Here is a 13,205-nt window from a genome sequence, read left to right on the forward strand (position 1 = left end):
ACCGCACAGCTTGCTCAGTCGGCCTTGCGCGCGTGCCGGCCCGGAACGCTTATCTCTCCCGGCCCCTCCGCGCACTGTTCGTTCGCCGCCAAGGCTTCGGCCTCACGGAAGATCTCCGCAGCCCGTTCCTGGATCTCGGGAGAGGGCGGACCGATCTCGGCCTCCTTCTCCTGGAGCAGTTCCTCCAGGAGATCACGCTGTATCTGCCGTTCGACGGCCGCGCTCACATACGCGGAGAAGCCGCGTGCCCCCACGCGTGCCTTGACGGCTGCGATGCGGCCCGCGGGCATGGACACGCTGACCTTCTGGGCCGGTCCCTCGTCCATGCCGTACTGCTCCGCAACGTCCATGCGAGGAGAGTAGTAGTGGCAAAGCGTCGTCCGGTCGGCTCTACAGCAGGTGATCGGCTCTCCCCGCCTTGATCTCCCGGATGAGGGTGCGGAGGGCTTCACGGCTGTCGGTCAGGGGGTGGTCCTCCTGGCCGGCGACGGCGATGTAGGCGTTGCCTTCGGCGTCGGTTCCTATGCGGAAGCAGTTGGCGCCTTCTCCGCAGAAGGGATCTTCCCAGGTGATGGCCGGCATGGTGGTGGCTCCTTAGAGTTCGCTGACAAGGCCGCGAATGAAGTCGCGTGAGGCCCCTGGGGCGAGTGCCGCTGCCTTTGCGGCGGCGAGCATGGCCCGGTACTTGGCGAGCTGGGCCTCCGAGTCGATGAACTCCGGCCCGTGAGTGCTGTCGAGTTCCACGGTGTCGAGTTGAGGCACGGACGACTCGGCGTACAGGACCGACTGGCCGGCTCCGGGGAAGCCGCCCGCCTTGAAGGGAATGACCCGCAGGGTTACGGCCTCGCGCTCGGACATGGTCAGCAGGTGCGCCAGTTGCTGCCGGGCCACGGCAGATCCGCCGAACTCCATGCGCAGAGCTGCTTCGTGGAGGATGACGTCAAGTTCGGGTGGCGTCGGGCGGTCGAGCACCTGCTGCCGGTCCAGGCGTTGCGAGACGCGGACCTCTGCATCCGCCGGTGACAAGGCGGGGATCACCGCTTGGAAGACGGCGCGGGCGTGTTCCTCGGTCTGCAGCAGTCCAGGCAGGTGCACGCTCACTGACATGCGTACGCGCACGGCGTGCCACTCCATCTCGGCGATGTCCAGGAAGGCATTGGGCAGTTGACCGCGATAGGACTCCCACCACCCCTTCTCCCTGTCGGCGGCCATGGCGGCCAGAGCCTCGACAAGCGCTTGATCCGGACACCCGTAGTTGCTTGCCAGCGTGCGTACGCGTTCAGGGCTGATGCCCGAGCGGCCGGACTCCATGTTGGGCACGTTCGTTCGCGGGACGCTCAGCAGCCCGGCGGCGGCCTCGGTCGTCATCCCGGCAGCGACCCGCAGTTTACGAAGCTCCAGGCCCAAGCGCCGCTGACGTGCCGTTGGTGCGCTTCTGGGCGCCATGCTCCCCTCCTGCCCCGTTGCCTGACGGGAGTCAGTCTGCCCCCGGGATCGGCGGCCGGTCCACTCGATGGGGGGCGATTTCGGCAAGTTGGTAGTACGTGTACTCCCCGATATTCTACCGTCTGTGACAGGTCGACCACGACCCTCCGCTGCCGCGCGGAAGTGCATCGCCCATGCCATGCCAGGCCCGGGTGACAGGCCACCGTGCGCGAGGCGAGATACAACCACTGCTCCGATCAAGGGAGTTGTCATGCCTGTCGCTATGACCTCGGCCTGCCTGCCCTACACCCCCATGGACCTGCCGCCCGCACCCCCCACCCCGGAATCCCTCACGTACAGCCTCACGCTCCCGGCCGCACCGCAGAGCCCTGCGATCGTCAGGGCGGTGATCCGCACGGTCCTCGACGCACACGACCTCGCCGACATGGCCGACGCGGTCGTGCAGGTGGCGAGCGAACTCGTGGCCTGTGCGTGCCGTTTCACCACCTCTCCGGAGGTGTACGTATGCCTCCGCTACCGCGAGGAAGCACTCCGCGTGGTCCTCTACGACGCGCACCCCCGCCACCAGCACCCTCGCCTCGCCGCCGCCTGCGACGCCCGCCGCCGCTCGGCGCTGCGCCTGTCGGCCTGTGTGGTCCGGGCGTGCGGCGGTGACTGGGGCTTCGGTGGCGCCCGCGAGCCCGGCGGCGGCACGCGGACGTGGGCGGTCCTGCCAAGGGAGGGTGCCCGCGCATTCCTGATGGGTGGCCACCCGAATGAGTGACGGCTCCTCGAGGCCTGCTGGAAAGGGCGGCGCATCGCCTACGTCCCTGCCGACCGCCTGTGGGTTGCCTCCCGCGCCCGGTCGGACAGTACGTCACGTCTGTTGTGACGTTACGGCTGTCCCAAAGTGCCCTGAATGGGCGCTGCGTTGCACTCGTCGGGATCAAGGGCACCCAAGGGCCTGGCGGAGGGGGAGCAGAATGGAAGGGGGGTGGTGGGTGTCGGCCCATGTGAAGCGCAGGAGAGTGAGGTTGGGGAGGAGGGTGACCAGGCGGTTTTGGCGGAAGCGGTCCTGGTAGAGGGCCTGGGGGGTGCTGTGGGGGGCTTTGCCATCTGTCTCGATGCCCACCAGGTGGGTGGGCCAGCCCAGGTCGATGCGGTAGGAGCGGTTGTGCTCCAAGTCAGGGATGCGCCACTGGAGGACGGGCGGGGGGAGGCCGTCGTCCAGGCAGATGAGGCGTACGCGGGTTTCCAGGGGAGATTCGGCTCGGGCGTCGGCCAGACGTAGCCAGGCCCGGGCCCTGGGCGCGTGGGGGCGGCCCGAGAGGTGGGCCGGGATGGTGAGGAGGTCAGGCTCGGACAGCAGGCCCTTATGGAGGGCCGAGTCCAGCACGCTCACTGCCTCGACGCGGGGGAGTTGGAGCAGGAGGTCCGCGCAGGTGCGGGCCGGGTTGGTGAGAGGGATGCCCCGCAGTGTCATGCGGGCACTGGGAGGAGTGGCGCTCCGGTGGACGCGGATGCCTGGGCGGCTGCGGATCTCGTGGCCCGGTGGAGCGGCCAGGTGCAGGGTGCCGTCGTCCTTGGGGAGGCCCTCGATGCCCAACAGGCGGGCGGCTGTGGTGCCTGCGGCCACTACCTGTGGGCCGCAGGTGAGGAGAGTGCCGCGTACTCGGGAACGCAATGACGGTCCCCGGTCGTCCCACCCCACCCAGTAGCTGCCCCGGGTCAGCGGAACCCACTGACCCGACCTGATCATTCGCCGCACGGTGTTCCGATCGGCGCCGGCTGACTTGAGTTGTGAGGTCGTCAGCACCCAGTCCTGCTGCGAGGCAGTGGCGCGGACCCGTCGGAGGAGTTCACTGCTGATTGTCATGCCGCACTATCGCCTGAGGCTCGGACGGTTTGCCTGGGGCTGTGGACAACTCACTTGTCCCTTGTTCTCGCTGCGACTCCTGTGCCTCCGCCTTTGGTGAATTGGGTGCTTTTTTGGGTCCCTGGGCCCACGTCGGGCGGACTGTCCCTTCCTAGCCTCGGGGCGTTGTCATCGAACAACGCGGGGGAGGGGGCCATGGCCTCGCTTGGGGGAGTGCCGGAGGCCGAGGGGGCGTCAGGGGCGTCGCCAACCGGGCGCGGGAGGCGCCGGGAGGTGCCACGGTCGCTGTCGGCGGCGTTGGTGCTCGTGCACACACTGTTCGTCGCCACCGTGCTCGGTGGGATCGGTCTGCTGCTGACGGCCGGGTCGTACGGCGCCCTCGACGGCGGTGTCGTCGCCCTCGTCGCCTACGCCGCCGCCCCCGGAGTGCTCGGCTGGTGGCTCGCCCGGCGTAGCTGGGAGGGCGGGGGCCGGATCCGGTGGGCGCTGATCGGCGTGCAGGTGTGGCTGATCCTCGGGGGACTCGCCAACCTCACCGCGGGTTCGGCCCGCGGCGGCATCCAGCTCTTCCTGCCGCTCCTCATCCTCTACTTCCTGCTCCAGTCCGAGACCCGGCAGTGGTACGAACTCCCCGTTCCGGCGCGGGCCGAGCGCCGTCCCCTCTCGCTCGCCCGGATGATCCGGTGGCGGGGGAGGGACGAGGGGCAGACCGCGGTCGAGTACGCCGGCCTGGTCGCGATCGTCGTCGCCATCGTGCTCGCGCTGGTGGTCAGCGGTCTCGGCACGCAGATCCTCACGAGCATCGAGGCCCAGGTCTGCAAGGTCGCGGGGATGGGCTGCGCGGCGCCGGCGGGCAGCGCCACCGACACCCATGCCTCCGGCGACACCCACGCCTCCCGCGACACCAGCGGCGCCACGACCGGCGGCGGTACCGACAGCAGCGGCGGCACCAGCGGTGGCGGTGACAGCACTGGTGGTGGCACATCCGGTGGCGGCGCGGACAGCACGGGTGGTGGCTCCGCGACCGGCGGCAGTACGACCGGTGGTACCGCGGCCGGCGGCACCACCACCGACAGCGGCGACCAGACCACCGACGACACCCCCACCACCGAATCCGACGACACCGACACCGACAACACCCCCGCCCCCGACGAGAAGAAGGACGACGGCTGTTTCTCCGGGTTCGGTGCCTTCTTCGGGTGTGCCGGTGATCAGCTCAAGCAGGTCGGTGAGGGCGTCTTCGTCGACGGGATCTGGGGGGACGTCACCGGGATCTGGGACATGGTCACGAACCCGGGAGACACCCTCAGCGGGATCGCCGACTACGGCAAGCAGCTCGGGCACGACTGGACGGAGGACTCCAAGGACGCCGGGAAGAAGTGGTCGGACGGCGACTACTTCGGGGCCCTCTGGGACTGGGGCGGGGCCTCCCTCAACACCGGTGGGACGGTCCTGTGGGACATGTTCATCGGCGACGACGTGGCCGAGGACTGGAAGAACGGCCAGAAGACCCGCGCCGTCTCCCATGTCGTCTGGAACATCGGCTCCCTCTTCATCCCCGGCTACGACGCCGGCAAGGTCGTCGAGAAGGTGGGCGACCTCGGCAAGCTCGGCAAGCTGGGCAAGCTCACGGAGAAGGCCACCGAGGCGGCCGAGGACGCCAGGAAGGCGGCCAAGGCGGGCGACGTCGAGGGCGCCGAGCGGGCCGCTAAGAAGGCGGACGAGGCGGCCGACGAGGCCGAGAAGAAGGCGCGTGAGTCCGGCTGCTCCATCGCCGCGCCCACCCGCCGGATCCCGTACGGGGGCGGTGGCGGACCCGGGGGCGGCGCCGGCACCGGAACCACCGTCCTCGCCGCGGGCGGCCCCCGCTACGTGGTCCTCGCGCAGGAGGGCTGTGACGAGGAGGCGAAGAAGGAGGCCGACGAGGCCCGTAAGCAGGCGGACGAGGCGGAACACGCGGCGAGCGCAGCCGAGTTGACGCACAGCAAGGACGCCGCGAAGAAGGCCCTCGACGACGAGGGCGTGCCGTACTCGAAGAAGAACGCCGACGACTTCGCCGGCCGCGCCAAGGACAACCCCGATCCGGACAAGAAGGAGATCGGCAGCAAGGACGCGACCCAGGCGCTGGACGAGATCGAGAAGCTGGCGAAGACGCCGAACGTCTCCAAGGAGGCGAGGTCGACGCTCACCAGCAAGATCCTCAACGCGAAGAACACGGACGAACTCGCCCAGGCCCGGGCCGAACTCAACGCCGTCCAGCACGCGGCCGACGCCGAGGCCGCGGCCGGTACCACGGTCCACACCGCGGTCGGCAAGGACTTCGGCAAGACCAAGATCGACCTCGGCAACGGCGAGAGCGTCGACATCTCCGACATCCAGGACGCCGACACGCTCTACAAGGGGAAGGACGGCAAGGTCCACGTCGTGGAGGTCAAGAACACCGGCAACGCCACCATCAAGGCCGACTTCGAGCGGCAGGTCGAGGACATGGCCAGGTGGCAGGGCAAGGACGGCGCGGGCCGCGCGGTCCGGGTCGACATCGCGACCAACGACAAGTGGAGCAACATCTTCAGCGGTTACAAGACCGGCAAGCGCGACGGTGTGAAATACAGGCCGCCGGGCACTCCGGCGAGCACACTGGCCAAGAACAACGTGCCGGTCCGGATCGCCGGACAGGACATCTCCCCGGGCCGGCTCGCCAGGATGCAGGCCGAGATCGACGCGCGCAGGGCGGCGGGCACGATGGACTGGCAGAGGATGACGACCCCGAAGGAAGCGATGGAGTACCTGGGTGTCTCGTGACGATCACCTGCTGCCCGCCGCGATGCGGGAGCTGCCGCCGCCCTGGAACGACCTGACCCACCGCCGGGCCCTCGCGCTGGCGGAACTCCCGGCCTCCGGCGCGGAGCAGGCGCTGGACGTCCTGCGGGCGGCCCTGCCCTCGCACCGGCACAGCGTGCACGACTGGGACGAGGCGCTGCGGGACGCCTACGACGACCGGGACGACCACACCCTGGACGAGGCGGACGCCTGGCTGACCCGGCTGATGCCGGCCACCGCCGACGTCACCCGGGAAGGCGTGGCCCGGGTCCTGGCGGAGTGGTCCCGGCTGGGCATCCCCACGGTGTCAGCTCCGCCGACGCCGGAACAGATCCGCACCACGGCCGCGGAATGGGCGACCACGGTACGGCAGGACCTGGCCTCCGACGCCTTCGCCTTCCTCCTCGAACGCGGCGCCCCCGCCGGGCACGAGGACGACACGGTCCGGCTCGCCCAGGCCTACGTCCGCGTCGGCCTGGCGGTGGAACCGGCCGTCCGCCTGCTCCTGGCCCTCGGCCGGCCGCGCGGGGAGGCGGCACTGCTGGAACTCGTGACCGACGACGAGGTCCGGGACTTCCGTCCCTACGTCCGCTCCCGGCTCCTGGCGCTGCGCCGCCCCGGCTACGAAGCCCGGGGAAGGCAGCCGGCGTGCGGAGAGGAACCCTTGCTGCCCTCTGCCGTGCGGGAGCTGCCGTACAGCTGGGGCGCGGGCTTCCAGTGGCCGGCCGGCCTTCCGGGGGACGCGGAGAACACGGCCCGTGCGCGGGCGGTCCTCCTGGCCTGCGCGCCGACCGGGCCGGTGCCCGAACCCGTCCCCGGCCCGGCCTGGACCGGCGACGCGGACGAGGAGCGGCCCGCCTGGCTGGACGTCCGGCAGGTCATGGCGGACCTGATGCCCTACGCGCGTCTGGTCACCAGGGAACGGATGACCGAGGCGATGCGCGAGTGCGCGCTGCTGGGCATCCCCGGCGTACCGCGGGATCCGGGTGGCGAGGAGGCGGCGCGGTTCCTGACGCGGTGGGTGACCTGGATCGGCGGCTGGATCGTCGGCGCGGCCTTCACCTGGCTGGGCACGTACGTCGACGACGACGCCCTCCTCACCCCGTGGGCGTTCGAGCTCGCCGAGCGGTACGCCCGGTGCGGTGTCGCCGTGGACCCGGCCATGGCGTTGCTGCACCGGCACGGCGCCGTGGCATACGGCCGCGAGGCACTCGACCGCATGGCGGCCGACGAGACGCTGCCGGGGAGGCTGCGGCGCCAGGCCGCACGGTGACCACTCGCGCCACGCCCTGGATGCCGCCCCTACTCGCCCTCCATCGGCCTCTGTTCGTCCTCCACCGTCACCAGCACCCCCGCCCGCAGCCCCCACCCCGCCATCGCCCCGGCCTCCGCCTCCAGCACATGGCGGGAGCGCGGGCGGAGCAGACCGAGCCGGTTCGGACTCATGGTGACGACGGTGAGGACGCGCAGGTCGCGGTCGAGGTAGGCGACGTCGATCGGGATGCGCATGCGGAAGGTGTGCACGTTGTTGGCGGGGGAGAGCAGGATCGCGCCGTCAACCGCGTCACGGCCCAGCAGGCCCTTGGTGCGGGCCCGGTAGGAGGTCGCCAGCTCCAGCGGGACCGTCACCGGCGCCGCACCGTGCACGATCAGCCTGCCCCGCCCGTCGCGCCGGCGTCGTCCCATGCCGAGCCGCCCTCCCCTGAGTCCTCTACGTCCCGTGCGTCCTGTGCGCTGCCGACCGACCGTATCGGCGGGGCGGTGGGCCCCGCATGGGTCCACGGGCCCATGCCCCGCGCGCCCGCCGCGGTTAGGGTCCCGGGGTGCGCGTACTTGTGACCGTCGTGGCCGCGCTGTGGGGCGCGGGGACCGGGCTGCTGCTGCCCCGGGCCGCCCACCGGCTGTCGGTCGGCGCCGGGGAGCCGTGGAGCGCCCGGTGTCCTGACGGGCATCCGATCACCGGCGCGTTCGGCGGCTGGGTGGGCCGGGCCCGCTGCACGGGCGCGGAGGCCGGATGCGGAGCGTACGGGCCGAGCGCCCGGGTGACCGCCGTCGTGACCGCGCTCGTCTGCGCCGCGCTCGCCGCGGCCACCGGGCCCCGCCCCGAGGCGGCGGTATGGCTGCTCGCCGCGCCGGTCGGCGTGCTGCTGGCGCTCGTCGACCTCCGTGTGCACCGGCTCCCGGACGTGCTGACGCTGCCGCTGGCCGCCGCGACCGCCGCCCTGCTCGGAGCCGCCGCCGTACTGCCCGCCGCCGCGGGCTCCTGGCCCACCGCCCTGCTCGGCGGACTCGCCCTGGGCGCCGCGTACTTCGTGCTGTTCCTGGTCAACCCGGCCGGCATGGGCTTCGGCGACGTCAAGCTCGCCCTGGCGCTCGGCGCGGCCCTCGGCTGGTACGGCTGGCCGGTCCTCGTCGTCGGCGCCTTCGCCGGTCTGCTCTACGGCGCCGGCTACGGCCTGGGTCTGGTGGTACTGCGCCGGGCCGGCCGCAAGTCGGCCATCGCACTGGGGCCGTTCATGCTCGGCGGGGCCCTGACGGGGGTACTGCTGGGCGCGTTCGCGGCGACGTGAGGGCAGGGAGGGACGGTCCTTCAGCCGGCCGGACGGGCCCGGCCCGTAATGGGGAGGCGGCGGATGACCGTCTTCCGGCAGGATCACCCGCATGACGGACCATCCGCACCGTTCCGGCCGCTCCTTCGAGGAACTCGTCGCCGAGGGTGCCGCCGTTCCCACCGAGGGCTGGGACTTCTCGTGGTTCGCGGGCCGGGCCACGGAACAGCGGCCCTCCTGGGGGTACGCCGTCTCGATGGCCGCCCGGCTGGCCGGGGCCCGCGCCGTGCTCGACGTGCAGACCGGCGGCGGGGAGGTCCTCGACTTCGCGCTCGGACGGGCCGCGGCCGCGCCCGCTTTGCTCGCCGCCACCGAGGGCTGGCCGCCGAACGTGGCCGGGGCGACCGCACTGCTCCGCCCGCGTGGCGTCGTGGTCGTCGACTCGCCGGAGGACGCGCCGCTGCCGTTCGCCGACGCGGCCTTCGACCTCGTCGTCAGCCGGCACCCCGTACGCCCCCACTGGGGCGAGATCGCCCGCGTCCTCGAACCCGGCGGGACCTACTTCGCGCAGCACGTCGGACCCGGCAGCGTCTTCGAACTCGTCGAGTACTTCCTCGGGCCCCAACCTGAGGAGTCGCGCGAGGGCCGCCACCCCGACCACGAGCGCGCCGCCGCGCGGGCGGCCGGTCTTGAAGTCGTCGACCTGTGCGCCGAACGGCTCCGCGTGGAGTTCCACGACATCGGCGCCGTCGTGCACTTCCTGCGCAAGGTGGTCTGGATGGTTCCCGGGTTCACGGTCGAGGCGTACGAGCCCCGGTTGCGGGCGCTGCACGAACGGATCGAGTCGCGCGGACCGTTCGTGGCACACAGCACGCGTCACCTCTTCGAGGCCCGCAGGTCGGGGTGAACGCGCGACCGGGGCGCCTGTTTTCACATCGTTACCGCCTGCCCCTCGCGTCACCCTTTCAGCGCACGTAAAGTTCAGACCAAGGGAATTCGCGTGAGCAAAGTCACGCGGTCGGTGCCGCGTGGTGGAGGGGACTGCGCGGCGCGCGGCCCCTGGGGGCGGTATCCGCCCGGCCCGGGGGGTCGGTGCGGGGCGGTGCCGCCGGCGTCAAGCGGGCGTTCGCGGGCGGGTCGCCCCTGGGAGGGATTCGGGGCAACACGCCGTGCGGCCCCCAAAGGGCGGAGCTTCTTCGCTTCTCATCGGAGCCTGACCTTTTTGTCGTCGATTCCGTCGGGATCCGGTCATGACCAGGGGCGGAATGACGGATTCCAGGGTTCCCGCACGCTCTCCATGCGTCGCTGCATGACTTCGGAGAGTAGTTTTGTCGCGTCTGGGCACACGGCAGCCCTTACGAAGGGTTATGGTGGAAACCCCCCCTCGGGCCGGTCCGTCTCCCCCCCACGGACCGGCCCGTTTTCTTTGCCCCCAGCGTCCACCGCGTCCGCCGCGAGGGTCGCGTCCGATGCGCACGTCCCGCGCACACGCCCGCTGTGGCGCGTCCGACGCACCAGGGCGCGCACAGCGCCCTGTTGAGGGACGCTGGGATCGCCGGGGGTAGGCTTCGCCCCCGGGGACCGCCATACGGACCAGGCCGCCGCACGGACAGGGAACGCCCCCGGCCGCGCCTGTCCGTCCATACGGAGGGGCTGACGAACACGTGAACCTGCGCGACAAGCTGCGTGGCCTGCTGGTCAGGCTGTACGCACGCCGGGTGGAGGGCCACCTGGACCCCGCTCAGGTGCCCAAGCACATCGGCGTCATCATGGACGGCAACCGGCGCTGGGCGAAGGCCGCCGGCTCGACCACCGCCCAGGGCCACCGGGCCGGCGCGGACAAGATCGAGGAGTTCCTCGGCTGGTGCAGTGAGACGGACGTCGGGGTCGTCACGCTCTGGCTGCTCTCCACGGACAACTTCGACCGGCCCCAGGAAGAACTCGTCCCGCTCCTCGGCATCATTGAGGACGTGGTGCGCTCCCTGGCCGCGGACGGCCGCTGGCGCGTCCATCACGTGGGCACCATGGACCTGTTGCCGCCGGTCATGCAGGCCACTCTCAAGGAGGCCGCGGAGGCCACCGCGCACGTCGACGGAATAGTCGTCAACGTCGCCATCGGCTACGGCGGCCGGCAGGAGATCGCCGACGCCGTGCGCTCCATGATCCTCGACGCCCAGGACCAGGGCACCTCCATGGAGGACCTCGCCGAATCCGTCGACATCGACATGATCGGCCGCCACCTGTACACCAAGGCCCAGCCCGACCCGGACCTGGTGATCCGCACCAGCGGGGAGCAGCGGCTGTCCGGATTCATGATCTGGCAGACGGCCCACTCCGAGTACTACTTCTGCGACGTCTTCTGGCCGGCCTTCCGCAAGGTCGACTTCCTGCGCGCGCTGCGCGACTACGCGGCCCGGGGCCGCCGCTACGGCGGCTGAGGACACACCTCTTCGGTCGCCCGGGTGCCCCCTCTTCACGAGGAGTTCATTCGTGCGTCGTTCCGCTTATTTGCATGGCGGCGCATCTTCGAGGGCATAAGGCAAACAGGTCGACACCCGAACCACGGGTGTCGGATCTCAGCGGGCGGCTCGGGGCCGTCCGCCCGGGAGGCCCTTTGTACGAGCCCGACCGTATGGTCACAGCACGGACGAAGACCTGGAGGGCCGGTTCACGGCCCGTCGTGTGCGGGGGCCGCCGGCCGGCCGGCTTGTTCCCGCCCGCCCAGCAGGGCCTCCACCTCGTCGCTCCCCGACCTCATCCGAGGGGGTACGTCCTTCCGTGGTGACCAGCACAAAGCGCCACAAGCCAGACCGGCGCACCTACGTCCTCGACACCAGCGTCCTGCTGGCGGACCCGAACGCCCTGACCCGTTTCGACGAGCACGAGGTCGTGCTCCCCATCGTCGTGGTCACGGAACTGGAGGCCAAGCGGCACCATCCCGAACTCGGCTACTTCGCCCGGCAGGCCCTGCGCCTGCTGGACGACTACCGGGTCCGGCACGGCCGCCTCGACGCCCCCATCCCGATCGGGGACCTCGGCGGAACGATCCGGGTCGAGCTCAACCACTCGGACCCCAGCGTGCTGCCCACCGGCTACCGCCTGGGGGACAACGACTCCCGCATCCTCGCGGTCGCCCGCAACCTCCAGGCGGAGGGCTACGACGTCACCGTCGTCTCGAAGGACCTGCCGCTGCGCATCAAGGCGTCCTCCGTGGGCCTGCTGGCCGAGGAGTACCGCGCGGAACTCGCCATCACCGACTCCTCCGGCTGGACCGGAATGTCCGAACTCACCCTGCCGGGTGAACAGGTGGACGTTCTCTTCGAGGAGGGGCACCTCCACGTACCGGAGGCGGCCGAACTGCCCGTGCACACCGGGCTGACGATCCAGTCCGAGAGGGGCAGGGCCCTGGGCCGTGTCACGCCCGAGGGCGGGGTGCGCCTGGTGCGCGGCGACCGGGAGGCGTTCGGCATCAAGGGGCGCAGCGCGGAGCAGCGAATCGCCCTGGACCTGCTGCTCGACCCGGACGTCGGGATCGTGTCGATGGGCGGCCGGGCCGGTACCGGCAAGTCGGCGCTGGCGCTGTGCGCGGGTCTGGAGGCGGTCCTGGAGCGCCGTCAGCACCAGAAGGTGATGGTCTTCCGTCCGCTGTACGCCGTCGGCGGCCAGGAGCTCGGCTATCTGCCGGGCACCGAGGCGGAGAAGATGAACCCCTGGGCACAGGCGGTCTTCGACACGCTGTCGGCGGTCACGTCCCGGGACGTCATCGAGGAGGTCACCGCGCGCGGGATGCTGGAGGTGCTGCCGCTCACCCACATCCGCGGCCGCTCGCTGCACGACGCGTTCGTGATCGTGGACGAGGCGCAGTCGCTGGAGCGGAACGTCCTGCTGACCGTTCTGTCCCGGATCGGGGCCAATTCGCGGGTGGTTCTGACCCATGACGTGGCGCAGCGGGACAATCTGCGGGTCGGCCGCTACGACGGTGTCGTCGCCGTCGTGGAGAAGCTGAAGGGTCATCCGCTCTTCGCGCACGTGACGCTGACCCGGTCCGAGAGGTCCCAGATCGCGGCCCTTGTGACCGAAATGCTGGAGGACGGGCACATCTGATCCAATTCGCCCACTCCGGAGGGGTGGTACGGGAGTTGGCGCCGTCCGGCAAAGGCCTGAGCCTAGCCGGGCGGCGTCCGCGTTCGCGGGCGTTCGGGGAAATCCCCTGAGCCGAACGAGGTGTGAGCTTTCACACGCAACTCGGAATTGCCCTGCGGCGTTGGATTACGGCAGAGTCTCACTCCTGTCAGGCCCCGCATACGACACATCTGTACCCCCCTGGGGGAACCACCCAGGCGTTAAGCTCTGGGGGAGGTATGGGACACCTGAAACAACGCGCTTTCAACTCCATAGCGTCGTCGTATGCCGCCCGAGCACCACGCGGCGCTCCCCTCGCGGGAGTTGCCCACCGGGCCCGTGCCTCCCGTGACCCCGCAGTTGGGAGGCCAGTGCCAGGGGCACGATTGCGTCCGCCAGGGTCACCGAAGCGG

General features: G+C 70.9%; 12 protein-coding genes. 7 read left to right on the forward strand and 5 right to left on the reverse strand.

Annotation, left to right across the window (positions count from 1 at the left end; all coding sequences use genetic code 11):
- Nucleotides 1–14: 14 nt before the first annotated feature.
- From OIE49_RS22710 to OIE49_RS22720, 3 genes are read right to left on the reverse strand one after another with little or no spacing between them, the layout of a single operon-like run.
- Nucleotides 15–350, reverse strand: a complete 336-nt coding sequence (locus OIE49_RS22710; protein WP_326803884.1) for a hypothetical protein — start codon at nt 348–350, stop codon at nt 15–17.
- A gap of 40 nt (nt 351–390) precedes the next feature.
- Complete coding sequence (locus OIE49_RS22715) at nt 391–582, reverse strand: hypothetical protein (RefSeq protein WP_326803886.1); 192 nt, start codon at nt 580–582, stop codon at nt 391–393.
- 12 nt (nt 583–594) lie between these two features.
- Nucleotides 595–1,446, reverse strand: a complete 852-nt coding sequence (locus OIE49_RS22720; protein WP_326803887.1) for a helix-turn-helix domain-containing protein — start codon at nt 1,444–1,446, stop codon at nt 595–597.
- A gap of 250 nt (nt 1,447–1,696) precedes the next feature.
- On the opposite strand from OIE49_RS22720, the gene OIE49_RS22725 reads away from it, so the two are divergent.
- Nucleotides 1,697–2,209 carry an ATP-binding protein gene (locus OIE49_RS22725; protein WP_326803888.1) on the forward strand — a complete coding sequence of 171 codons (513 nt, stop codon included), beginning with the start codon at nt 1,697–1,699 and terminating at the stop codon, nt 2,207–2,209.
- Nucleotides 2,210–2,371: 162 nt separating this feature from the next.
- Here the strand turns inward: OIE49_RS22725 and OIE49_RS22730 are convergent, their stop codons facing one another.
- Nucleotides 2,372–3,301, reverse strand: coding sequence for a type IV toxin-antitoxin system AbiEi family antitoxin domain-containing protein (locus OIE49_RS22730; protein ID WP_326803889.1), 930 nt, complete (start codon nt 3,299–3,301; stop codon nt 2,372–2,374).
- A gap of 273 nt (nt 3,302–3,574) precedes the next feature.
- Between OIE49_RS22730 and OIE49_RS22735 the strand changes: the two genes are divergently transcribed.
- On the forward strand, nt 3,575–6,103 hold the full coding sequence (locus OIE49_RS22735; RefSeq protein WP_326803890.1) for a hypothetical protein: 2,529 nt from the start codon (nt 3,575–3,577) through the stop codon (nt 6,101–6,103).
- Nucleotides 6,093–7,394 (forward strand): hypothetical protein, encoded by a 1,302-nt coding sequence (locus tag OIE49_RS22740; RefSeq protein ID WP_326803891.1) that lies wholly within the window; start codon nt 6,093–6,095, stop codon nt 7,392–7,394. The genes OIE49_RS22735 and OIE49_RS22740 overlap by 11 nt, the downstream gene beginning before the upstream one ends.
- A gap of 29 nt (nt 7,395–7,423) precedes the next feature.
- Here the strand turns inward: OIE49_RS22740 and OIE49_RS22745 are convergent, their stop codons facing one another.
- Entirely contained in the window at nt 7,424–7,807 is a 384-nt protein-coding gene (locus tag OIE49_RS22745) for a DUF192 domain-containing protein (protein ID WP_326803892.1), read from the reverse strand.
- A gap of 137 nt (nt 7,808–7,944) precedes the next feature.
- On the opposite strand from OIE49_RS22745, the gene OIE49_RS22750 reads away from it, so the two are divergent.
- The 4 genes from OIE49_RS22750 (at nt 7,945) to OIE49_RS22765 (ending at nt 12,774) form a co-directional block, all read left to right on the forward strand.
- Complete coding sequence (locus OIE49_RS22750; protein ID WP_326803893.1) at nt 7,945–8,691, forward strand: A24 family peptidase; 747 nt, start codon at nt 7,945–7,947, stop codon at nt 8,689–8,691.
- 91 nt (nt 8,692–8,782) lie between these two features.
- Entirely contained in the window at nt 8,783–9,577 is a 795-nt protein-coding gene (locus OIE49_RS22755; protein WP_326803894.1) for a methyltransferase domain-containing protein, read from the forward strand.
- A 757-nt stretch (nt 9,578–10,334) separates the two neighbouring features.
- Complete coding sequence (locus tag OIE49_RS22760; protein ID WP_326803895.1) at nt 10,335–11,108, forward strand: isoprenyl transferase; 774 nt, start codon at nt 10,335–10,337, stop codon at nt 11,106–11,108.
- Nucleotides 11,109–11,448: 340 nt separating this feature from the next.
- Nucleotides 11,449–12,774: a PhoH family protein gene (locus OIE49_RS22765; protein WP_326803896.1), complete on the forward strand. Its 1,326-nt coding sequence runs from the start codon at nt 11,449–11,451 to the stop codon at nt 12,772–12,774.
- Nucleotides 12,775–13,205: the final 431 nt, after the last annotated feature.

The sequence above is a fragment of the Streptomyces sp. NBC_01788 genome (genome assembly GCF_035917575.1).
In the GTDB taxonomy this organism is placed as follows: domain Bacteria; phylum Actinomycetota; class Actinomycetes; order Streptomycetales; family Streptomycetaceae; genus Streptomyces.